This window comes from Trinickia fusca (assembly GCF_003628145.1).
In the GTDB taxonomy this organism is placed as follows: domain Bacteria; phylum Pseudomonadota; class Gammaproteobacteria; order Burkholderiales; family Burkholderiaceae; genus Trinickia; species Trinickia fusca.
In genome coordinates this window covers 63,046-86,520 of record NZ_RBZV01000009.1, presented here as the reverse complement: position 1 = coordinate 86,520, position 23,475 = coordinate 63,046, and the positions used below count along the sequence as shown (strand labels likewise).

The 23,475-nt window shown below is 63.7% G+C and carries 19 protein-coding genes; 2 read left to right on the top strand and 17 right to left on the bottom strand.

All coding sequences use genetic code 11. The annotated features are described in order from the left end of the window. Positions 1 to 58: 58 nt before the first annotated feature. Positions 59 to 3,994 (bottom strand): trifunctional transcriptional regulator/proline dehydrogenase/L-glutamate gamma-semialdehyde dehydrogenase, encoded by a 3,936-nt coding sequence (putA, locus tag D7S89_RS19515; RefSeq protein ID WP_121280367.1) that lies wholly within the window; start codon positions 3,992 to 3,994, stop codon positions 59 to 61. 285 nt (positions 3,995 to 4,279) lie between these two features. Here putA and D7S89_RS19510 point away from each other — a divergent pair, with 285 nt between their 5' ends. Then, positions 4,280 to 4,462, top strand: coding sequence for a hypothetical protein (locus D7S89_RS19510; protein ID WP_121280088.1), 183 nt, complete (start codon positions 4,280 to 4,282; stop codon positions 4,460 to 4,462). A 461-nt stretch (positions 4,463 to 4,923) separates the two neighbouring features. Here D7S89_RS19510 and D7S89_RS19500 read toward each other — a convergent pair whose 3' ends face one another. After that, positions 4,924 to 7,245: a primosomal protein N' gene (locus D7S89_RS19500; protein WP_121280082.1), complete on the bottom strand. Its 2,322-nt coding sequence runs from the start codon at positions 7,243 to 7,245 to the stop codon at positions 4,924 to 4,926. Between the two features lie 430 nt (positions 7,246 to 7,675). Further along, positions 7,676 to 8,776: a uroporphyrinogen decarboxylase gene (hemE, locus tag D7S89_RS19495; RefSeq protein WP_121280365.1), complete on the bottom strand. Its 1,101-nt coding sequence runs from the start codon at positions 8,774 to 8,776 to the stop codon at positions 7,676 to 7,678. A gap of 138 nt (positions 8,777 to 8,914) precedes the next feature. Between hemE and D7S89_RS19490 the strand changes: the two genes are divergently transcribed. Then, on the top strand, positions 8,915 to 9,709 hold the full coding sequence (locus D7S89_RS19490; protein ID WP_121280363.1) for a transporter substrate-binding domain-containing protein: 795 nt from the start codon (positions 8,915 to 8,917) through the stop codon (positions 9,707 to 9,709). Positions 9,710 to 9,724: 15 nt separating this feature from the next. Here D7S89_RS19490 and D7S89_RS19485 read toward each other — a convergent pair whose 3' ends face one another. From D7S89_RS19485 to D7S89_RS19420, 14 genes are all read right to left on the bottom strand, one after another. Then, entirely contained in the window at positions 9,725 to 10,204 is a 480-nt protein-coding gene (locus D7S89_RS19485; protein ID WP_121280361.1) for a CoA-binding protein, read from the bottom strand. Between the two features lie 537 nt (positions 10,205 to 10,741). Next, positions 10,742 to 12,472 carry an AMP-binding protein gene (locus tag D7S89_RS19480; protein ID WP_121280079.1) on the bottom strand — a complete coding sequence of 577 codons (1,731 nt, stop codon included), beginning with the start codon at positions 12,470 to 12,472 and terminating at the stop codon, positions 10,742 to 10,744. 205 nt (positions 12,473 to 12,677) lie between these two features. Further along, on the bottom strand, positions 12,678 to 13,103 hold the full coding sequence (locus D7S89_RS19475; protein ID WP_121280075.1) for a F0F1 ATP synthase subunit epsilon: 426 nt from the start codon (positions 13,101 to 13,103) through the stop codon (positions 12,678 to 12,680). Between the two features lie 121 nt (positions 13,104 to 13,224). Continuing rightward, a complete protein-coding gene (atpD, locus tag D7S89_RS19470; protein WP_121280072.1) occupies positions 13,225 to 14,619 on the bottom strand; it encodes a F0F1 ATP synthase subunit beta in 1,395 nt (464 codons plus the stop codon). Between the two features lie 73 nt (positions 14,620 to 14,692). Then, positions 14,693 to 15,568 (bottom strand): F0F1 ATP synthase subunit gamma, encoded by an 876-nt coding sequence (gene atpG, locus D7S89_RS19465; RefSeq protein WP_121280069.1) that lies wholly within the window; start codon positions 15,566 to 15,568, stop codon positions 14,693 to 14,695. A gap of 157 nt (positions 15,569 to 15,725) precedes the next feature. Then, positions 15,726 to 17,267, bottom strand: a complete 1,542-nt coding sequence (gene atpA / locus D7S89_RS19460) for a F0F1 ATP synthase subunit alpha (protein ID WP_121280066.1) — start codon at positions 17,265 to 17,267, stop codon at positions 15,726 to 15,728. A gap of 51 nt (positions 17,268 to 17,318) precedes the next feature. Further along, a complete protein-coding gene (locus D7S89_RS19455) occupies positions 17,319 to 17,858 on the bottom strand; it encodes a F0F1 ATP synthase subunit delta (protein ID WP_121280063.1) in 540 nt (179 codons plus the stop codon). 2 nt (positions 17,859 to 17,860) lie between these two features. Further along, entirely contained in the window at positions 17,861 to 18,331 is a 471-nt protein-coding gene (locus D7S89_RS19450; RefSeq protein WP_121280060.1) for a F0F1 ATP synthase subunit B, read from the bottom strand. 136 nt (positions 18,332 to 18,467) lie between these two features. Further along, positions 18,468 to 18,737, bottom strand: coding sequence for a F0F1 ATP synthase subunit C (gene atpE, locus D7S89_RS19445; RefSeq protein ID WP_007180033.1), 270 nt, complete (start codon positions 18,735 to 18,737; stop codon positions 18,468 to 18,470). Positions 18,738 to 18,812: 75 nt separating this feature from the next. Then, entirely contained in the window at positions 18,813 to 19,661 is an 849-nt protein-coding gene (gene atpB, locus D7S89_RS19440) for a F0F1 ATP synthase subunit A (protein WP_121280057.1), read from the bottom strand. Positions 19,662 to 19,786: 125 nt separating this feature from the next. Further along, complete coding sequence (locus D7S89_RS19435; protein WP_121280054.1) at positions 19,787 to 20,317, bottom strand: ATP synthase subunit I; 531 nt, start codon at positions 20,315 to 20,317, stop codon at positions 19,787 to 19,789. 256 nt (positions 20,318 to 20,573) lie between these two features. Then, positions 20,574 to 21,722, bottom strand: a complete 1,149-nt coding sequence (locus D7S89_RS19430; RefSeq protein ID WP_121280359.1) for an SLC13 family permease — start codon at positions 21,720 to 21,722, stop codon at positions 20,574 to 20,576. 40 nt (positions 21,723 to 21,762) lie between these two features. Beyond that, the gene (locus D7S89_RS19425; RefSeq protein ID WP_121280357.1) at positions 21,763 to 22,653 is read right to left on the bottom strand and encodes a ParB/RepB/Spo0J family partition protein; all 891 of its coding nucleotides are present in this window, start codon (positions 22,651 to 22,653) and stop codon (positions 21,763 to 21,765) included. 38 nt (positions 22,654 to 22,691) lie between these two features. Next, positions 22,692 to 23,462 (bottom strand): ParA family protein, encoded by a 771-nt coding sequence (locus D7S89_RS19420; RefSeq protein WP_121280355.1) that lies wholly within the window; start codon positions 23,460 to 23,462, stop codon positions 22,692 to 22,694. Positions 23,463 to 23,475 lie beyond the last annotated feature (13 nt).

Sequence of the window (23,475 nt, the reverse complement as noted above, 5' to 3'; positions counted from 1 at the left end):
TGGAGCGGCATCGGGGTCACCGTGCCGCTTCCTTTTTGAATCCATCGACGAGGATTGCTCAGCCGATCGTCATCAAATTCGCATTGCCGCCTGCTGCGGCCGTGTTCACGCTGACCGAGCGCTCGGTCAACAAGCGCTCGAGCACATAGTCTTCGTCACCGTTCACGAGCGCATGCGTCGCCACGCCTTGCACCGAGACGATCGGGCCCGGACGCTTGGCCACTTCCTTCACGAGCGCGAGCAACTCGTCGCTGTCGCCCTCGAACAGCACGGCATCGAATGCGGCATCGCCCTGCTTCTGCACGCTCGCATAGGCCTTCAGCGAGGCTGGCAGTGCCGCGACCAGCGCTTCGCCCGCCGCGCCCGAGAACAACGCGCGGTTGCCCGTCGCCAGCACGGCCGCGAACTGCGCACGCGCGCCGCTCGACGTCGACGGCACGCAGGATACCGTGCCGCGCGCGCCCAGGGTATAGGTGTTGCGCTCGCCCGTCGGCCCCGCCAGAACGGCCGTGGCACCGGCCGGCATATGCGACAGGTAGCCGTCGCAGCGCGCCGCCAACACCGGCTCGCGCTCGGCGATGAGCCAGTCGCGCAGCGCCGTCAGCGCGCCACGCGGCGTCGATACGTCGCCGGCTTTGGCCTCGGCCGGCGCATCGACCGTCAGCGAGGCCGCGAGCGACTTCGGCAAACCGGCCGGACGCGTGGCGAGCAGGCGCTGCAGGTACAGCGCGCCACCCGCCTTCGGGCCCGTGCCCGAGAGGCCTTCGCCGCCGAACGGCTGCACACCGACCACGGCGCCGATCACGTTGCGGTTCACATAGATGTTGCCCACATGCGCACGGCTGATCACATGCGCGATGGTTTCGTCGATACGCGTGTGGATACCCAGCGTCAGACCGTAGCCGGTTGCCTTGATCCGCTCGAGCAGCTGATCGAGCGCGCTGCGGCTATAGCGCACGACGTGCAGCACGGGGCCGAACACTTCGCGCTTGAGCTCGTCGATGCTGTCGATCTCGATCAGCGTCGGCGGCACGAACGTGCCGTGCGCGCAGCCTTCCGGCAACGGCAGCTGCGTGACCGGACGGCCCTTCTCACGCATCGACGCAACGTGCGTGTCGATCGTGCGCTTGGCGTCGCCGTCGATGACGGGGCCGACATCGGTCGACAGACGATCGGGATTGCCGGCGGCGAGCTCGCGCATCGCGCCCTTGAGCATCGTGAGCGTGCGCTCGGCAACGTCGTCCTGCAGGCACAGCACCCGCAGCGCGGAGCAGCGCTGGCCGGCCGAGTCGAACGACGATTGCAGCACGTCGGCGACCACTTGCTCGGCCAGTGCCGACGAGTCGACGATCATCGCGTTCTGGCCGCCCGTCTCGGCGATCAGCGGAATCGGCTTGCCATCCGGATCGAGTCGTTCGGACAACGTCTTGTTGATGAGACGCGCGACTTCGGTCGAACCCGTGAACATGACCGCACGCGTACGCGGATCGGCAACGAGCGCGGCGCCGACGGTTTCGCCGTCGCCGGGCAGCAGCTGCACGGCACCGGCCGGCACGCCTGCCTCACGCAGGATACGTACGGCTTGCGCGGCGATCAGCGGCGTTTGTTCGGCCGGCTTCGCGAGCACCGTGTTGCCCGCGGCAAGCGCGGCGGCCACTTGGCCCATGAAGATCGCGAGCGGGAAGTTCCACGGGCTGATACAGACGACCGGACCCAGCGGACGATGCGTGTCGTTCGAGAACTCGGCACGGATCTGCTCCGAGTAGTAGCGCAGGAAGTCGACCGCTTCGCGGATTTCGGCAATCGCGTTCGGCAGCGACTTGCCCGCTTCGCGCACGATCAGGCCCATCAGCGTATGCATTTGCGCTTCGAGCAAATCGGCGGCGCGCGCGAGGCAATCGGCCCGTTCGTCGACCTGCGTCGCTTGCCAGATCGGCGCGGCTGCCACGGCGTTCGCAAGCGCTGCGTTCACCTGGTCGCGCGAGGCTTCGAGCACCGTGCCGACCACATCGCGCAGATCGGCCGGGTTGCGGACGTCGCGCGGCGTACCGCCGGCCACTTCGTCGTGCTCGAGCATCGGCGCCGCACGCCACGGATGATGGGCGCTTGCGAGCAGTGCCGAGGACAGCGACGCGAGGCGGTGCTCGTTGGACAGATCGAGGCCCATCGAATTGAGCCGTTCGCTGCCGTACAGATCACGCGGCAGCGGAATCTTCGCGTGCGGCGCGCCGAGCGGCACGACCTTCGACGCTTCTTCGACGGGGTCCGCCACGAGCGCGGCCACGGGCACGGTCTCGTCGGCGATGCGGTTCACGAACGATGTGTTCGCGCCGTTTTCGAGCAGACGGCGCACGAGATACGCGAGCAGCGTCTCATGCGTGCCGACCGGCGCGTAGATACGGCACGGACGATTGAGCTTGTCGCGGCCCGTCACTTCTTCGTACAGCGGCTCGCCCATGCCGTGCAGGCATTGGAATTCGTATTGGCCGGGGTAGTAGTTCTGCCCCGCGAGCTGATAGATGGCCGACAGCGTATGCGCGTTGTGCGTCGCGAACTGCGGATAGACGGCATCGGGCGCGCCGAGCAGCTTCTTCGCGCAGGCGAGGTACGAGACGTCCGTGTAGACCTTGCGCGTGTAGACCGGGTAGCCTTCGAGACCCTCGAGCTGGGCACGCTTGATTTCGCTGTCCCAGTAAGCGCCCTTCACGAGACGCACCATCACGCGATGGCGGCTGCGGCGCGCCAAGTCGATCACATAGTCGATCACGAACGGGCAGCGCTTCTGATACGCCTGGATGACGAAGCCGATACCGTTCCAGCCCGCAAGCTCGGGATCGAAGCACAGCGCCTCCAACAGGTCGAGCGACAGTTCGAGACGGTCCGCTTCCTCTGCGTCGATATTGAGGCCGATGTCATAGCGGCGTGCGAGGATCGCGAGCGAACGCACGCGCGGCAGCAGCTCGCTCATCGTGCGCTCTTGCTGCGCCCGCGAGTAACGCGGATGCAGCGCCGAGAGCTTGATCGAAATGCCAGGGCCTTCGTAGATGCCGCGGCCCCCCGCGGCCTTGCCGATCGCATGAATCGCCTGCTCGTAGGAGGCGTAGTAGCGTTGCGCATCCTCTTCGGTCGTCGCCGCCTCGCCGAGCATGTCGTACGAGTAGCGGAAGCCCCGCGCTTCGTATTTGCGGCTGTTCGCGAGCGCTTCGGAGATCGTCTCGCCGGTCACGAACTGCTCGCCCATCAGGCGCATCGCCATATCGACGCCCTTGCGGATCAACGGCTCGCCGCCCTTGCCGATCAGACGTGTCAGCGCCGACGACAGGCCCGCTTCGCTGTTGGTCGTCACGAGCTTGCCCGTGATCATGAGGCCCCAGGTCGCCGCGTTCACGAACAGCGAGGGCGCATGGCCGACGTGCGACCTCCAGTCGCCCTTGCTGATCTTGTCGCGAATCAGCGCATCGCGTGTCGCGCGGTCGGGGATGCGCAGCAGCGCCTCGGCCAGACACATCAGCGCGACGCCTTCCTGGCTCGACAGCGAGAACTCGTGGATGAGCCCTTCGACGCCGCCGCCCGTGCTCTTGGCCCGCAGTGTCTCGACGAGCTTGGTCGCCATCTTGCGCACATCGCCCGCGAGGGACTCGGGCAGACGCGCCTCGCCGATCAGGAACGGCACGCATTCCGTCTCGGGGCGACGGTACGCAGCCGTAATGGCCGCGCGCAGCACCGATTGCGGCTGCACGTTCTGCGCGAAATCGAGGAACGGATGCGGCGCGCCGTCTTCATCGTGATCGCCGGCGTGCGGGTCGGAGAAATCGGCCACGCCCGCGGCGCCCGACAACTCGGGCGGCACCTGGCCGTGCTCGATTTTCTCGAGGTACGCGAAGATCGCCTGCTTGATGAGCCAATGAGGAGTGCGCTCGAGGCGCGCAGCGGCCTCTTTGAGGCGCGAGCGGAGGAGGTCGTCAACTTTGACGCCAAGCGTGGTACTGGCCATGATCCCTTCGACCGCCGGCTCAAGGCCGGCCAATGACTGAAATTGGGCGAATCGTACGCCTCCCAATAAAAAGGTGCAACCAAATTTGAAGATTGGTTGCACCCCAATGAAAGCCTTGTGCGGCAAGGGTTTCCAGTCGATCGAGGTGTGCCGGTGCACCACGGTTGCGCTCGGTATTTTCCCTGACACGAAATCGTTCTCTCTCCCCTGTTGGTGCGCCAACGTTTGCCGTAAACACAGGAAAGCGCTCCAGCGCACGGAACGCAGCCCATCAGGAGAGGCGAAATGGAAAAGTGGATCGTAATCGGCGGCATCTGGACGATGACCGTGCTCTGCCTCACGTTTTTCGTGCGCGGCGCGTCACCTGCGCATAGCCGAGCGGTCTCGATGGCGCGTGCGCGTAATGCGCGCCTGGCCGCCGAAGCCGAAGGACGTGCCAAGGACGCCGGCGCAGCCGAGCACGCCTGACCGACAGAACGACCGGCGGCGAGACGGATCGCTCGCATAGGGCGAACCGCTTGCACACACCGCCGGCAAGTGCGGGCCAAGCCGCTACCTTCCGATCCGAGGCTTGCCCCACCCCGCAACGAACACCAGCGAGGCCCATCATGCTTTGCTCACACGAATCGCGGTCGTCGGCACGTTTCACCCGCACCGCCCAACGCCGCCGCCCGAGAGCGGCAGCCGCCACGCGGCCGTTGACGGCGCCCGCCCCGAGCTATTCGAACCGCGTGCGGACGCGCGCCCGTTCGGCACGCAGCCGGCTGCGGTATTGGATGGCTGCAGTGTGAATACCTGAAGACGCGCAGACGTTCATAACAGGCCCCCGTCTTTTGCGAGCGGCATTCCGCCAGGCGCCGCTCGCCCCCTGGCGACTCCGCACGAACGCGGAGCACATTTTATTGACGAGAATCTGCTGGCAGAGCGTTTCAAATATCGAGCGGATCGACTTCGAGACTCCACCGCAATGCGCCTTTGAGCGCACGCAGCGAGGGCTGCCAGGCACGCAGCGTCGCCAACAACGCAGCCCGCGACGCACTCTCGACGAGTAGTTGCGCACGGTGCACGTTCGCTACCTTGACGATCGTCATCGGTACGGCGTCGTAGACCGTGACACGCGCAGCCGCCTCGATCCCTGCGAGCGCGGCAGCACCTTGTGCGAGGAAGCCGAGCGCCCCCTCGAGCGTGCGCGCCTCCGCGCGCAACAGTGCCTGATAAACGAACGGCGGCAGATGCGCATCGCGACGTTCGGCGAGCGTCGCCTCGGCAAAACCCACATAGTCGTGACGCGCAAGCGCCTGATAAAGCGCATGGCGCGGATAACGCGTCTGCACGAGCACTTCGCCGGGCAGCCCGGCCCGTCCGGCGCGGCCGCTCACTTGCATGAGCTGCGCAAACAACCGTTCACCCGCTCGAAAATCGTGCGAAAACAGCGCCGTATCGGCATTGAGCACGCCGACGAGCGAGACGCGCTGAAAATCGTGCCCCTTCGCAATCATCTGCGTGCCGACGAGGATGTCCACCTCGCCCGCGTGCACGTCGGAAAACAGCGCCTCGGCGCTGCCCTTGCGGCGCGTGCTGTCGGCATCGATGCGCAATACGCGTGCGCCGGGCACGAGCTCGGCAAGCGTCTCCTCGACGCGCTGTGTGCCGCGCCCGAGCGGCGCAATGTCGACGTTGCCGCAATCGGGACACGAACGCGGAATACGCGCTTCCCAGCCGCAGTGGTGACAGCGCAGCGCGCGCTCCGGCTTGTGCAGCACGACGTACGCGGTGCAGCGCGGGCAGCCGGCGAGCCAGCCGCATGAGTCACACGAAAGCACCGGCGCATAACCGCGCCGGTTCAAGAATACGAGGCTTTGCTCGCCGCGCTCCAGCCGCGCTTTCAGCGCACTGGCGAGCGGCCCCGAGATGCCGTCGACGCTGCTTCTGCCGCGCCGCCGCTCGTCCTCGAGATCGACGAGCCGCACCGTCGGCAGCGCTGCGTCGGCCACCGCCCGCCGCGCGAGCGTGAGCCGGCGATAGCGCCCTTGCTCGGCTTGCCACCAGCTTTCGAGCGACGGCGTGGCCGAGCCCAGCACCACCGGAATGCCGAGCTGCTTACCGCGCCAGATGGCCAGGTCGCGTGCCGAATAGCGCAACCCTTCCTGTTGTTTGTAGGCCGGGTCGTGCTCCTCATCGACGATGACGAGCGCCAGCCGCGGCAATGAGGCAAGCACCGCGAGCCGGGTGCCCAGCACGATGCGTGCGCGACCGGTATGGGCGGCGAGCCAAGCACGCGCGCGTTCGCCGTCGGCCATGCCGCTGTGCAGCGTGACGATCGGCGTGTCGCCGCCGAGCGCGGCGAACCGTGCACGAAACACCGCCTCGAACTGCGGCGTCAGGTTGATCTCGGGAACCAGCACGAGCGCTTGCGCGTCGGGCCGCGCCGTGAACAGCGCATCGAGCGCGTGTAGATAGACCTCGGTCTTGCCGCTGCCGGTCACGCCGTGCAGCAGGAACGGGACAAAATCGCGCGCCGCAGCAATGGCCTCGACGGCCTGGGCTTGCTCGGCGGTCAGCGTGGGGCGTTCGGGTGCGGCGCTCGCTTCGGCGGCGATGCCCGGTGTGAGCGGCACCGGCCCCGGCGCAGGAGACGCCGCACCGACCGCGACGCGTTCGAGCACGACCCAGCCAGCGTCCTGCCAGGCAGCAAGCGTCGCGCTCGCCTTCGGATGCAGCGCGCGCGCATCAGCGGCGTCGAGACCGCACGAGCCGTCCGCACCTGCCGGGTCGTCGGCGCCCGGCGGCGCATCGCTGGCCGCGAGTGCTGCAGCCAGCCGCCGCAGCGCGCTGGCCCGGGCCGGCAGCGCCTCGGGCAACGCCGTCCGGCCAGTGGCCGTCAGACGGTAACGCTCCTGTGGCGCAAAAAGACGGGGCCAGCGCTCCGGATCGCGCAGCGCCTGCGGCAGTGCCGGCAATGCCACCTCGCCCAGCGAGCGCTGATAGTAGTCACCCGCGAATTTTACTAGCGCGAGCCATTCTTCCGAGAGCGGTTCGCATGCGGCACATAGCGCCTCGACCCCGCGCAGCCGCTCGTTCGGCACATCGCTGTGAGTAGTCACTTCGCAGATCACGCCGACCGCTCGGCGCTTGCCGAACGGTACGCAGGCGAGCATGCCCGGCACCGGCGCCAGCGCCGCATCGCACCGGTAATCGAACAGCGTAGGCACGGGGTGATCGAGCGCCACGCGCACGAACACCCCGCTCATGCGTTGCCCGAGGCAGCGTTTGCGGCTTTCATCGAAGAGCGCTGTGCGCTGCCGAACTTAAAGTGAAACATCACATTCGCCGCTAAGTTTTGGATTCGTCTGCTATTGCGGCGCGAAACGCGTCGCCTGTGGATAACTTTGTTGAGAAGTGCGCCCGCAAATGCAAGAAAAGGCCGTCGCATCGGCCTTCCGTGGGCAAACGCACATAAGCGCCGCCGCCCGCAAACCCTTGTCAAGCAAGGCCTGACGCGATCCGCTACATCGTTTATGGGACAACGTCAACCTCTCGACGTTCTACCTCGCCGCACTGTAAGGAATGTGTATAAGTCAAGTCTTGACAACGTCGGGAGGGCCGACGCACGGCCCTCCGTCGAGGGTTACCCCTTAGCGCGAGCTGCCACGCCATGCCCTGGCAGCAAAACGGCGCTTGTCATTGCGCAACGCCGCCTGCCGCCCGCATCGCGCGGCTGTGGCGATGCACTTCGTCGACGAGCTCGGCCACGTGCTCGGGCGGCGTGAACTGCGAAATGCCGTGCCCCAGATTGAAGACGTGGCCCGGGTGATTGCCGAAGCTCTCCAGTACGGCGCGTGCTTGTTCGCGAATCGTCGCGCCCGGGGCGAACAGCACCGAGGGGTCGAGATTGCCCTGCAAGGCGACGCGCCCGCCCACGCGCTCGCGCGCCTGGCCCAGATTGACGGTCCAATCGACGCCGACCGCATCGACGCCCGATTGCGCGATACGTTCGAGCCACAGCCCCCCGCCCTTCGTGAACGTGATGACGGGCACGCGCGCACCGTCGTGCTCACGCTTCAGGCGTTGCACGACCGCTTCGGTGTAATGCAGCGAGAACTGCTGGAACATGCCGTCGGCCAGCGCGCCACCCCACGTGTCGAAAATCATCACGGCTTGGGCGCCCGCCTCGATCTGGGCGTTCAGATAAGCGGCAACGGCTTGCGCATTGATGTCGAGAATCCGGTGCATCAGATCGGGCCGTGCGTACATCATCGACTTCACGGTGCGGAAATCGTCCGAGCCACTGCCCTCGACCATGTAGCACGCGAGCGTCCACGGGCTGCCCGAAAAGCCGATCAGCGGCACGCGCTGACGGCCTTGGCCGTCGGTCAGCGCTCGGCGAATCTCGCGCACGGCGTCAGTGACGTAACCGAGCGTCGCGTCGATGTCGGGTACCGCCAGCCGCGCGACGTCGGCCTCGCTGCGCACGGGATGCGCGAAGCGCGGCCCCTCACCGACAGCAAATGACAGACCGAGACCCATCGCATCGGGAACGGTCAGAATGTCAGAAAACAGGATCGCCGCGTCGAGCGGATAGCGCTCGAGCGGCTGCAGCGTGACCTCGGTCGCGTAGTCCGGATTTTTCGCGAGGCCGAGAAAACTGCCGGCGCGCGCGCGCGTGGCGTTGTACTCGGGCAGATAGCGGCCCGCCTGGCGCATGAGCCAGATCGGCGTGTAGTCGGTCGGTTCGCGCAACAAAGCGCGCAGGAAGGTGTCGTTCAGAAGGGTCGAGGCCACGTTCGATTGCAAGGGAGCGGCAAGATGCAGGAATCGGCCATTCTACCGGACGCCGGGCGCGTCGCTTTTGCTAGACCTGCGGCATTTTGGTACGGCTATCATCGTCGGTCCGACTTGCTCGACAACGAGGGAATTCCGATGAGAAGCACGATCACGTCCCTATGGCTCGCTGGCCTCGTCTGCGCCGGCACGGCCTGCGCGCAAACCGGCGATGCGCCCTCCGCCGCCCCTGCCTCGCATCTCGATGCCGTCCTCGCGCGCGGCACGCTGCGCGTCTGCACGACAGGCGACTACAAGCCCTATTCGTTCTACCGCGAAGACGGACGCTTCGAGGGCATCGACATCGACATGGCCGAATCGCTCGCGAAATCGCTCGGCGTGAAGACGGCGTACGTGAAAACGACGTGGCCGACGCTCACGAACGATTTCGTCGCCAAGTGCGACATCGCGGTGGGCGGCATCTCAACGACGCTCGAGCGCCAGAAGCGCGTGTTCTTCACCGCGCCGTACATGATCGATGGCAAGACCCCGATCACGCGCTGCGCCGACGTCGACAAATTCCAGAGCATCGAGCAGATCGATCGGCCGTCGACGCGCGCGATCGTCAATCCCGGCGGCACCAACGAGCGCTTCGCGAAGCAGTATTTCCCGCACGCGAACCTGACCGTTTATCCGGACAACGTAACGATCTTCAAACAAATCCTCACCGGCAAGGCCGACGTGATGGTCACCGACGCGTCGGAGACGCTGCTACAGCAAAAGCTGAACCCTGGCCTGTGCTCGGTGCATCCCGACAAGCCGTTCCAATATGGCGAGAAGGCCTACATGGTGCCGCGCGACGATCTGGCGTTTCAGCAGTACGTCGACCAATGGCTCCATCTTTCGCGCGCGACAGGCGAGTTCCAGACGATCTCGGACAAATGGCTCAAGTGAGCCTGGCGGTGCGCTTCATTCGGGCATGCGCGGTGCCGGCGCATTGGCGCGGTGCGTCGCGCCGAGCAGCCTCGCGTGCTCGATCTTCACGCACACATCCATGGCGACATCCAGCCCTGCGGCTTCCGCGCGCGCCGCGGCTTCCTCGTTGTGAACGCCAAGTTGCAGCCACAGCGATTTGGCGCCGATGCGAATGGCCTCCTCGGCCACCGGCAGAACTTCTTCGGGACGCCGAAATACATTGACCATGTCGATGGCCACGCCTTCCTCGGCCAGCACGTGCGCGGCATCGAGCAGCGTCGCGTAGCAACGCTCGCCGAGCACGCCGGCGGTGTCGTTCGCATACGCGGGGTTGATCGGCACGATCCGGTAGCCGTGCGATTGCATATAGGCCGATACCGAGTGACTCGGACGGTGCGGCCGACTGGACAAACCCACGACGGCGATCACGCGGTCACGCTTGAGAATGCGCTCCAAAACGGCGGGCTCGTTCATGGTGTCGAACTGAGAAGGCGGAAAAAGTGCGTCGGCGCGCATGGTGCGGCGGTAGAAATACGAAGAGTGAATGTGTTCAGCGCGCTATCTTAAGTGCGGCGAGCGCGAGGAGGTATTCGAAAGCGCATTTCGCGATCATTTGATATGCGCATTATGTGCGTCCGATGCAAGGCCTTGTGAAGTCGGAAACATTGACTCGAAACTATCGGTAAAGACTGGAAAAAAATCCCGCAAAGCCTTATCTGGCGGGCGTTACAACCTGAAACACTTTGTTACCGCGTCCCTACTCCAATTCGCCCACAATGCCTTTCAACGGTTTCAACACGGATGTGGTTCGACGTGCCAAGTGTGAGCGGACACGAAGCATCGAGAGCCGGTCGGCTTTGCCGAATCCCTTCGGGGGCATCTTTGTTGGAGCCGTTGCCAACGGGAGTACTACGTTGGTCGGTTCCTTCATTGGTCTCCTCGCGCTAACCCCGTAGCGTGTGGTTTTTAGCGGGCCGCTGGCCCGCTTTTTTTTTGCCTGCCCGTCACCGCTCACGGCGTCTTCGGCTCAGCAATCTTCAGCTCTTCGATCATGCGTTCTCGCATGACGAACTTCTGCACTTTCCCTGTCACGGTCATCGGCATTTCGTCGACGAAGCGCACATAGCGCGGCACCTTGTAGTGCGCGATCTGACTACGGCAGAACGCCTTCACCTCGTCTTCGGTCATTTGCTCGCCAGGGCGCAGCACGATCCACGCGCAGACCTCCTCCCCGTATTTCGCATCGGGTACGCCGAACACCTGCACGCTCTGAATCTTCGGATGCCGAAATAAAAACTCCTCGAGCTCGCGCGGGTAGATATTCTCGCCGCCGCGAATCAGCATATCCTTCAGACGGCCAACGATGTTGCAGTAGCCTTCTTCATCGATCGTCGCGAGGTCGCCCGTGCGCATCCATCCGTCGACGATGGCCTCGCGCGTACGCGCCTCATCGTCCCAGTATCCGCGCATGACCGAGTAACCCTTGGTCCATAGCTCGCCGGTCTGGCCGACCGATACCGTCTGTCCGGTCTCATCGACGATCTTCGCCTCGAGGTGCGGCTGGATGCGGCCGACCGTCGACGTGCGCTTGTCGAGCGGGTCATTCGTCGAGCTCTGGAACGACACGGGGCTGGTCTCGGTCATGCCGTACGCGATCGTGATCTCGCCCAGATGCATACGCGCAACCACGCGCTTCATCGTCTCGATCGGACACGGCGAGCCCGCCATGATGCCCGTACGCAGCGAGCCGAGGTCGTGCGAGGCGAAGTCGGGATGATCGAGCTCGGCGATGAACATCGTCGGCACGCCGTGCAGCGCAGTACAGCGCTCCTCGGCCACGGCCGCGAGCGTCACGCCGGGGTCGAATGCCTCTCCCGGAAACACCATCTTCCCGCCCACCGACACGCAGGCGAGCACTGCCAGCACCATGCCGAAGCAGTGATACAGCGGCACCGGGATGCAGAGTGCATCGGCTTCGGTGAGCCGCATCGCCATCGCGATGTACCGCGCATTGTTGACGACGTTGCGATGCGTGAGCGTGGCGCCCTTCGGGTTGCCGGTCGTGCCGCTCGTGAACTGGATGTTGATCGGGTCGTTGGCCGACAGCGTCGCGCCGATTGCGTCGAGGGCCGCCGCGTCGAGCGACGTCCGCCCCATCTCGATCAGATCGGAAAACGTCAGCATGCCCTCGGTGGGCGTATCGCACATGCGCACGATCGTACGCAGGTGCGGCAGCCGCTCGGCTCGCAACTCCCCGGGCGCGCACTGGGCAAGCTCCGGCGCGAGCGTTTGCAGCATCTGGACGTACATCGACGTCTTGAAGTGCTCCGCTGTAACGAGCGCGGTGCAACCCGATTTGTTCAGTGCATATTCGAGCTCGGCGAGCCGGTAGGCCGGATTGACGTTGACGAGCACCGCGCCGATGCGCGCGGTCGCAAATTGCGTCATCAGCCACTCGACGCGATTGGGCGACCAGATGCCGACGCGGTCGCCAGGCTTGATGCCGATCGCGAGCAGGCCCGCGGCCAGCACGTCGACTTCCAAGGCGAACTCGCGCCAACTCCAGCTAATGCCCTGCTCCTTGAACACCACGGCTGGGCGGTCAGGAAAACGGGCCACCGTATCGAGCAGGAACTGACCGATCGTCGCTTCGCTGAGCGGGATGTCGGTCGCACCGCGGACGTACGAAAGACCGTCTTTAGGCGCAATCAGGGCGCCCGTCTCGGGAATCTGCGTTGCCATCGCTGTGCCTCCATGCCTCGAATCTTTTTTGCGATTGATTCTGCCACCAGCGCACGACAGCCTACATCAAGTGTTACCCGCAGCGCATGGCCTGCCCGCGCCATCGGCGCAGCATACGGAAGCGAACCAGGGAGGGAGATAGATAAGAAAAATGCCGCTTAGCGGTATTCGCCAAGCGGCATCGGCGCACGCAAGTGCGCGAACTTCAGTGCTGCCCGCGCAGCTTGCGCAGACGCTGAATCGCAGCGAGCTGAGCCGTCGCGTAGGCGAGTTCGGCTTGCGCCGTCGCGTATTCGAGGTTCGAACCCGAGTTTTGCAGCGCCTCTTCAGCGCGCTGACGAGCCTGAGCGGCCTTCGCTTCGTCGAGGTCCTTGCCGCGGATCGCCGTATCGGCCAGCACCGTCACCGCACCCGGCTGAACTTCGAGGATGCCGCCCGCGACGAACACGAACTCTTCCTCGCCGTTCTCGGCCTCGATGCGCACAGCACCGGGACGAATGCGCGTGATGAGCGGCGTGTGGCCCGGCAGAATGCCGAGCTCGCCCGCCTCGCCCGGCAGCGCGACGAATTTCGCCTGGCCCGAGAAGATCTGCTCTTCCGCGCTGACGACGTCTACTTTGATGGTTGCCATATCGACTCCGGTCCCATGTACGGCTGGTTGAGCGTATTACGTGGGCGCCGTCCGTCCGCGAATTGCTACCAGAACGATAGTATTCGCGGGCGTACGGACGCCCGCTGCGTTACACCCGACCTTATTGGATCTTCTTGGCCTTTTCGAAGGCTTCGTCGATCGTGCCGACCATGTAGAACGCCTGTTCCGGCAGGTGGTCGCACTCGCCGTCGACGATCATCTTGAAGCCACGGATCGTTTCCTTCAGCGGCACGTACTTGCCCGGCGAGCCCGTGAACACTTCTGCGACGTGGAACGGCTGCGACAGGAAACGCTGGATCTTACGCGCACGTGCGACCGACAGCTTGTCTTCCGGCGACAGTTCGTCCATGCCCAGAATCGCGATGATGTCGCGCAGTTCCTTGTAGCGCTGCAGCGTCTGCTGAACGCGACGCGTGATCGAGTAGTGCTCTTCGCCGATCACGTTCGGGTCGATCTGGCGCGACGTCGAGTCGAGCGGGTCGACTGCCGGGTAGATACCCAGCGAGGCGATGTCACGCGACAGCACGACTGTTGCGTCCAAGTGGCCGAACGTCGTAGCCGGCGACGGGTCGGTCAAGTCATCCGCAGGGACGTACACGGCCTGAACCGACGTAATCGAGCCCTTCTTGGTCGACGTGATGCGCTCTTGCAGCTTGCCCATTTCTTCAGCCAGCGTCGGCTGGTAGCCCACTGCCGACGGCATACGGCCGAGCAGTGCCGACACTTCGGTACCGGCCAGCGTGAAACGGTAGATGTTGTCGACGAAGAACAGCACGTCGAGGCCTTCGTCACGGAAGTGCTCGGCCATCGTCAGGCCGGTCAGCGCAACGCGCAGACGGTTGCCCGGCGGCTCGTTCATCTGACCGTACACGAGCGCGACCTTGTCGAGCACGTTCGAGTCCTTCATTTCGTGATAGAAGTCGTTCCCTTCACGGGTACGCTCGCCCACGCCCGCGAACACGGAGTAACCGCCGTGCTCCTTCGCGATGTTGTTGATGAGCTCCATCATGTTGACGGTCTTGCCCACGCCAGCACCGCCGAACAGGCCAACCTTACCGCCCTTCGCGAACGGACAGATCAGGTCGATAACCTTGATACCCGTTTCGAGCAGTTCGGTCGACGGCGACAGTTCGTCGAACGCCGGAGCCTTCTGGTGAATCGAGCGCACGTTCGCGCTTTCGATCGGGCCCGCTTCGTCGATCGGACGGCCGAGCACGTCCATGATGCGGCCGAGCGTCGGCTTGCCGACGGGGACGCTGATCGGCTTGCTCGTGTTCTTGACGGTGACACCGCGGCGCAAGCCGTCCGATGCACCCAGACAGATGGTCCGCACGAGGCCGTCGCCCAGCTGCTGCTGGACTTCGAGCGTCAGTTCCGTGCCTTCGAGCACGAGAGCGTCGTAGACCTTCGGCATGTGCTCACGCGGGAATTCCACGTCGATCACCGCGCCGATGCACTGTACGATCTTGCCTTCTACCAAAGCAGTAGTACTCATCGCATTTCCTTTAAATACTCAATTCTTCACTCGCGCACAGGCGCAGTTTCGAGGCGTCTTCGTACGACGGTCGTCAGACCGCAGCGGCGCCACCGACGATTTCCGACAGTTCTTTCGTAATCGCGGCCTGGCGGCTCTTGTTGTACGACAGCTGCAGCTCGCTGATGACCGTCTTCGCGTTATCGGACGCGGCCTTCATCGCCACCATGCGTGCCGATTGCTCGGACGCCATGTTTTCGGCAACGGCCTGATACACGAGCGCTTCGACGTAGCGCACGAGCAGATCGTCGACAACCGTCTGCGCGTCGGGCTCATAGATGTAGTCCCACGCGGAGTTCGGCGTCGTCTGGTCGCCTTCGAAGTGCTCGGCCGACAGCGGCAGCAGCTGCTCGATCACGGGCTCCTGCTTCATCGTGTTGACGAAGCGCGTGTAGCCCAGATAGACAGCCGAGAGCTTGCCTTCCGAATAGAGATCCAGCTGCACCTTCACGGCGCCGATCAGCTTTTCGAGGTGCGGCGTGTCGCCAAGCTGCACGACCTGCGAGACGACCTTCGCGCCGAAGCGGTTCAGGAAGCCGAGGCCCTTGCTACCGATTGCGGTGGCTTCGACCGTCTGCCCCTTCTGCTCGAGCTCCTTGAACTTGCCCACCGATGCGCGCAGCACGTTCGTGTTCAAGCCGCCGCACAGACCCTTGTCGGTCGTGACGAGAATCATGCCGGCCGTCTTCGCGCCCTCGTTCGCCACCATGAACGGGTGACGGTACTCGGGGTTCGCGCGGCTCATGTGCGCAGCGATATCGCGGACCTTGTCGGCGTACGGACGAGCAGCGCGCATGCGCTCCTGGGCGCGGCGCATCTTCGACGCGGCGACCATCTCCATCGCTTTCGTGATCTTGCGCGTGTTTTGCACGCTCTTGATCTTGCCGCGAATTTCCTTCATTCCAGCCATTGCTTGCTCCTTGATCGAAGCCGCGCGCCTTGCCTACCGAGCCAAGGCGCGCGCTTCAAGGTCTGTTATGCCTGAGTCGCCCCCAAACCTGCCGCTGACGCGTCAGGCCCCCCGAGGGGGTAAAGAAAACTTGGGGCGGCCCGGCGTTTCCTTGGGATCAATAAGCGCCCGACTTCTTGAAGTCCTTCAGAGCGGCGTGGAGCGCGCCCTCGTCGTCCTTCGACAAGTCCTTCGAGTCTTCGATGCGCTTGACGAGCTCAGCATGCTTCGACTTCAGGTATTCGCGCATGCCCTTTTCGAAGGCCAGCACGTCCTTGACGTCGAGGTCGTCGAGGTAGCCGTTGTTCGCCGCGAACAGCGAAACAGCCAGCTCCCACACTTGCAGCGGCTGATATTGCGGCTGCTTCAGCAGTTCCGTCACGCGGCGGCCGCGCTCGAGCTGCTTGCGGGTCGCTTCGTCGAGGTCCGACGCGAATTGCGCGAACGCTGCGAGCTCACGGTACTGTGCGAGGTCGGTACGGATACCGCCCGACAGCTTCTTCACGACCTTCGTCTGAGCCGCACCACCGACGCGCGACACCGACACGCCAGCGTTAATAGCCGGACGGATACCCGCGTTGAAGAGGTCGGTTTCCAGGAAGATCTGGCCGTCGGTAATCGAGATCACGTTCGTCGGAACGAACGCCGTCACGTCGCCGGCTTGCGTTTCGATGACGGGCAGTGCCGTCAGCGAGCCGCTCTTGCCCTTCACTTCGCCGTTCGTGAACTTCTCGACGTACTCTTCCGAGACGCGAGCCGCACGCTCGAGCAGACGCGAGTGCAGGTAGAACACGTCGCCGGGGTAAGCTTCGCGGCCCGGCGGGCGGCGCAGCAGCAGCGAGATCTGACGGTATGCCCAAGCTTGCTTGGTCAAATCGTCATAAATGATCAGCGCGTCTTGGCCGCGGTCGCGGAAGTATTCGCCCATCGTGCAGCCGGCGTACGGCGCGAGGTATTGCATCGCAGCCGATTCCGAAGCCGAAGCGGCCACGACGATCGTGTATTCCATCGCGCCCGTTTCTTCGAGCTTGCGCACCACGTTCATAATCGACGAAGCCTTCTGGCCGATCGCGACGTAGATACAGATGAGGTCCTTGCCCTTCTGGTTGATGATCGTGTCGATCGCCACCGCGGTCTTGCCGCACTGACGGTCGCCGATGATCAGCTCACGCTGGCCACGGCCGATCGGCACCATCGAGTCGATCGACTTCAGACCCGTTTGCACCGGCTGCGACACCGACTTACGCCAGATCACGCCCGGAGCGATCTTCTCGACCGCATCGGTCAGCTTCGCGTTGATCGGGCCCTTGCCGTCGATCGGGTTGCCGAGCGCGTCGACCACACGGCCGATCAGTTCGGGGCCAACCGGCACTTCGAGAATGCGGCCCGTCGTCTTGACGATGTCGCCTTCCGAGATGTGTTCGTATTCACCGAGAATCACGGCGCCGACCGAGTCGCGCTCGAGGTTCAGCGCGAGACCGAACGTGTTGCCCGGGAATTCGAGCATTTCGCCCTGCATCACGTCCGACAGGCCGTGAATGCGCACGATGCCGTCGGTCACGGAGATCACGGTACCTTGGTTGCGAACGTCCGTGCTCGCTTCGAGGCCCTGGATCCGGCTCTTGATCAGCTCGCTGATCTCAGAGGGATTGAGTTGCATTATTCGCTCCTGATAGTCAATTCTGTTGCGTGCCAGCCTGGCGCTTGTCGCTTAGGCAGTCAGCGCCGTGCGCATGCTGGCGAGCCGCGCGCGGACCGAGGTATCGAGCACTTCGTCGCCCACCGTCACTCGCACGCCGCCGATCAGCGACGCGTCGACTTCAACGGTCGGCTTGAGCTTGCGCGTGAACTTGCGCTCGAGGCTTGCGACGAGGTCATTGAGCTGCGCGCCCTCGAGCGGGAATGCGCTGACGATCACCACATCAGCGGCGCCCTCGCGAGCGTTTTTCAATTCGTCGAATTGCGCGGCGATTTCCGGCAGCAGAGCCAGCCGATGATTGTCGGCGAGCATCTGCACGAAATTCTTGGCCTGCGGCGAGTCCTTTTGCGGCGACTTGACTGCGGCGAGCAGCAGGTCGACGACCTGTGCACGGCCCACTTTGGGGCTCGAGGCGACCGACAGCACCTCGGGCAGACGCGCAACCTGTCCCAGCTCCTGCACGAGAGCGGACCAAGCGGCGATGTCACCGCCTTCGGCCACGCGGAACAGCGCTTCTGCGTACGGACGGGCGATGGTTGCTAGTTCGGCCATGATCAGAACTCGGCTTTCAGTTGATTGAGCAGTTCGGCGTGAGCTGCCTGATCGATTTCGCGCTTCAAGATCTGTTCGGCGCCCTTCACGGCAAGCGTGGCCACTTCAGCACGCAGCGATTCGCGCGCCTTCACGACTTGCTGGTCGGCGTCGGCCTTGGCTTGCGCGAGGATGCGGGCGGCTTCGGCTTGAGCGTTAGCCTTGATTTCTTCAGCGACGACGAGCGCACGCTTTTCGGCGTCGGCGATGCGTTGCTGGCCTTCGTTACGCGCCTGAGCGAGTTCCTGATCGACACGCTTGTGCGCGGCTTCGAGTTCCGACTTGCCCTTCTCGGCGGCCGAGAGGCCGTCGGCGATCTTCTTCGCGCGTTCGTCGAGAGCGTTGACCAGCGGCGGCCACACGAACTTCATCGTGAACCACGCGAGGATCAGGAACACGACCATTTGCGCAAACAGGGTTGCGTTGAGATTCACGGTGTTTCCTTAAACGTTGCTATTTCGGAAAGTGAAACGGTAAGGCGCTCATCGACTTCGCGTTCGATCAGCGCCTCAGCATCCGTTTCGTCCCTCGCGCCGACTTACAAGCTGCGGCGCAGACTTCCGAGAAACCTCAGCCTGCCAGCTTCGACAGGAGCGGGTTCGCAAACGCAAACAGCATTGCCACACCAACGCCGATCAGGAACGCCGCGTCGATCAGACCAGCCAAGAGGAACATCTTGGTTTGCAGCGGGTTCATCAGTTCCGGTTGACGGGCGCAGGCTTCGATGTACTTGCCGCCCATCAGGCCGATACCGATACAGGCGCCGATAGCACCCAGGCCGATGATGATGCCGATACCGATGGCGGTCAGACCTTGGATGTTGGCGATGAAAGCTTGCATGATCACTCCTTTGTAAAAGACTTTTTGGAACTGGATTTAAAGAAACGAAAACGAATTCGCAACCGTACGACCCGCTTAGTGCGCGTCGTGCGCCTGGCCGATGTACACGAGCGTCAGCATCATGAAGATGAACGCTTGCAGCAAAACGATCAGGATGTGGAAGATCGCCCACACGCTACCTGCGATCACGTGGCCGATGAAGCCGAGCACCGTCGTGTCCGCGCCGAAGGACCAGATACTGCCGAGCAGTGCGATGAGCAGGAACAGCAGCTCGCCGGCGTACATGTTGCCGAACAGCCGCATGCCGAGCGAAACGGTCTTGGCGACGAACTCGATGATGTTCAGTGCGAGGTTCGGGATCCACAGCAGCGGATGTGCGCCGAACGGAGCGGACAGGAGCTCATGCACGAAGCCGCCTGCGCCCTTGATCTTGAAGTTGTAATAGATCATCAGCACGAACACGCCGAGCGCGATGCCGAGCGTGCCGTTCAGGTCGGCCGTCGGCACGAGGCGGTGGTGCGAGATCACGTTGGCCAGGCCTGCGTGCTTAATGAGGTAGCCGGGCAGGTCGACCGGAATGAAGTCGAGCGCGTTCATCAGCGCGACCCAGACGAAGACCGTCAGCGCGAGCGGAGCGATGAACTTGCGGTTGCCGTGGATCATCGATTTCGATTGATCCTCGACCATTTCGACGAGCATTTCGATCGCGCACTGGAAGCGTCCCGGCACGCCCGGCGTGGCCTTGCGCGCAGCAAGGTGCAGGATGAGGATCGTCACGAGGCCGCAGACGATCGACCAGAACAGCGTATCGAGATTCCAGACGTGGATATCGAAAATCGACGTCTGATGCGCCGTGGAGAAGTTCTGCAAGTGGTGCGCAATGTACTCGGACGGATCCATGCGCGTGCCTTCGCTAGCTGCCATATCGTTAATGCACCCAAATTGTCGAAAATTTTTCGGCGCCAGGCACGAACCGCCTCCCGTGCGCGAGCTCACTCGCACACCGGTTGAGAACTTGCTCGTGCCGGCTTGAACCGGTCTTTACCGTGTCAGTGCCAAGCCAGCGCCACCCAGTACGTCTTCAGTGCGATGAGGTAGGTCACGAGCAGCGGCAGCCACCGTACGTCGTGATACCAGTAGGCGATTGCGACGAACATCGCAACCGTCACCCCCATCTTCAGCGCTTCGCCGATCATCCAGCTCAGGATCGTTTCGGCCCCGCTTCCCTTTTTCAGACGTGCCGCGAACAACGCGCTCGGCACCCAACAAATCGCTCCCCCCAGGAACGCCGACAGCGCAGCGGCGCCCGGCGGCTTGTAAAAAAGCCACCACACCAGCGTTGCAACCAGGGACAAAACCATTTGCGCGATCACGACCTTGAACGGCGTGACGCGCGCTGGACGGCTCACCTTCGGGCCGAACAGCTTCTCTGCTTCAGCCCGCGTGAGCGGAACGATATCTTTATCTTGCGGCTCGGCATCCCATGCGTCGTCGGAGCGATGCAGGTGAGCGGCTGACGCAGCGGAAACATTGCGTGCAGCGCGTGCCTCGTGCCTTACGTTCGGCTCTCGATCCGCCATCGCAATATCCTGCAAAAGCCCTTTTCCCACCCGCAGCTTTCGTCACACTTACGGGGCTGCCTAGCTAATAAATCCGGGCGATTGTAAGCGATAGTTGCAGGTGATTCAAGACTTTAGCCACGCTGAAAAGCTCGCTTGAAAGGAGCGCATGCGTAAGTTCGGCAGTGGCGTTGGAAGCCCGCTAGAAGCAATCGGAAAGGCAGCGGTCGCATACAGCGCCACATGCCGCTTGCAGGGGCGGCCCGCCGGCGACACATCACCGAAGATGCATGAGCAGCCAGGCGCCGAGCGCGCCGGCGACGCAGAAAAACGGCATCGAGATGATGTGGAAACTAAGCCACATGTGGCGCTCTTTCGCGAGACGGACCGCAATGAGGTTGGCGAGCGAACCGATGGCGATGCCGAAGCCGCCGACGCTCACGCCGAATGCCAGCGAGCGCCAGTCCTTCGTAAACTCGGCCAACATGATGGCGGCGGGCACGTTGCTGATGCCCTGGGACAATATCGCCGCTGCCGCATACGTGCGCAACGTCGTGTCGATCCCGATGCCGGCGATCGTTTCGCGAATCCACGGCAGTGCGGCGACGCTGCGCAGCACGATGAACATCAGCGCAAAGATCGCGAGCAGCCCCCAATCGATCTTCAATACCGCATCGCGTCGCCACAGCAGGAAGCCGAGCGTCACGCCGGTCAAAGCGATGCCGACATGATGCGAGTCGGCCAACAGCACGAAGGCGGTGAACAGGAGCGCGCTGACACTCGCGAAAGCCCGATCGACCGGTTGTGTCGTCGCGTCGCGCGACAAGTCCAGCGGCTTGGCCTTGAACGACACGAGCGTGAGCGCGTACAGCATCGCCATCAGCGTGGCGCAAAGCGGCGCAAGCGTCACGACGAATCGGCCGAACGAAACGCCGCTCGTTTGCCAGATGAACAGATTTTGGGGATTGCCGAGCGGCGTCAGGACCGAGCCGGCATTGACGGCGAGCGCCGCAAAGATCGTGAGGCGTTTGACGGGCAACGGCGTCAGCCGATGCAACGACAGCACGAGCGGCACGACAACGAACAGCGCGACATCGTTGGTGACGAGCATCGACAAGCCAGCAGCCAAACCGATCAGCAAGCTGGCGAGCGAGCGCTCCGAATGCACGTGGTGGACGACGCGATGCGCGAGCCACATCAGTACGCCGGACAGCTCGACGGCCTTCGTCAGCATCAACAGGCCCGCGAGCGTCATCACGGTCTGCCAGTCGATGAGCGCGGGCAGCGACAGCCACGCGCGCGGATGCGTCACCTGCAGGACCGTCAGCGCCACGAGCAGGATAGCCAGCACGGGCTCCTTCGCTGCAAGCGACAGCAGCACACGCGACTTCGCCTGCGCGCGTCGCGCGTCGTCGGCGGCATGCATCGTCAGAGTGTCATCGAAAAGACGGTACAGCGATTCGCGCTCAGGCGGCCGAATCGCCACGCAAGCGCACGAGGATACCGTCGAGTGCGTCGAGATCGCCGAACTCAATCTGCAGCTGGCCGCGACCACGGCGACCCAGCTTGATCTTCACGTTCGAGGCCAGCAGATCGGACAGCTCCTCTTCGAGCCGGCGCGTATCGCGGCCGCCATCGTGATTGGCACGCGCCTTCACAGCCGGCTCGGCTTTCGTCGTCGACGTGACGAGGCGCTCCGTCTCGCGGACCGACATGCGCTTGTTGACGACCTGATTTGCAAGCGTGATCTGCGTCGCCGCATCGACAGCCAACAAGGCGCGCGCATGCCCCATGTCGAGATCGCCAGCCATCAGCATCGTCTGCACGGGCGATGCGAGGTTCAGCAAGCGCAGCAGGTTCGACACCGCGCTACGCGAGCGCCCTACCGATTCGGCCGCTTGCTCGTGCGTGAAATTGAATTCGTCGAGCAGGCGCTGAATACCTTGCGCCTCTTCGAGCGGGTTCAGATCTTCGCGCTGAATGTTCTCGATCAGCGCCATCGCCGCAGCGGCCTGGTCCGGCACATTCTTCACGAGCACCGGCACTTCCGCGAGGCCCGCAAGATGCGCCGCACGGAAACGGCGCTCGCCGGCGATGATCTCGTACTTTTCCGCGGAAACGGGCCGCACGAGGATCGGCTGCATCAGACCTTGCGCGCGAATGCTCGCGGCGAGCTCCTGCAAGCTGCCCTCGTCCATGCGCGTGCGCGGCTGGTACTTGCCCGCTTGCAGCTTGCCGAGCGGCAGCACGTGCGGCGCGCCATCGGCAGCTTTGACCTCGGCCGTGATGTCCGCGCTGCCGCCCAGCAATGCCTCGAGGCCGCGCCCCAAGCCCTTTTTCTTCGCTACAGCGTTCATGGTGATTCCTCGATCCGCTTTCTTCGTCGTGCCGCGCGTCATAGTGCCCGCACTCGTTCAATCATCTCTGCACCGAACTGCACATAGGCCTGCGCACCACGCGAGGCACGGTCGAAAACGACGCCAGGCAAACCATAACTGGGCGCCTCGGCCAGCCGCACGTTGCGCGGAATCACCGCATCGAACACCTTGTCGCCGAAATGCTCCTTCAGCTGATCCGAAACTTGCTGCTGCAAGGTGATGCGCGGATCGAACATCACGCGCAGCAGGCCGATCACCTTCAGATCGCGATTGAGGTTCGCATGCACCTGCTTGATCGTGTTGACGAGGTCCGACAACCCCTCGAGCGCGAAGTATTCGCACTGCATCGGAATCACGACGCCGTGTGCGGCGCACAGACCGTTCAGCGTCAGCAGCGACAGCGCCGGCGGGCAATCGATCAGCACGAAGTCATAGTCGTCGGCGACGTGCGACAACGCCTGCTTCAATTGCCGCTCGCGATTTTCCATGCTGACGAGTTCGATCTCGGCGCCGGCCAGCTCGCGATTGGCAGGCAGCACGTCGTACGAGACCGCCTCCGATTTGATACGCGCATCGGCTACCGAGACACCGTCGACGAGGACCTCGTAGACGGTGCTTTCACATTCGGCCTTGTTGATGCCGCTGCCCATCGTCGCGTTGCCTTGCGGATCGAGATCGATCAGCAGCACACGCTGCCCCTGCGATGCGAGACTCGCGGCAAGGTTGACCGTGGTCGTCGTCTTGCCGACGCCGCCTTTTTGGTTCGCCACGCAGAAGATTTTTGCCATCGTCTGTAGATCC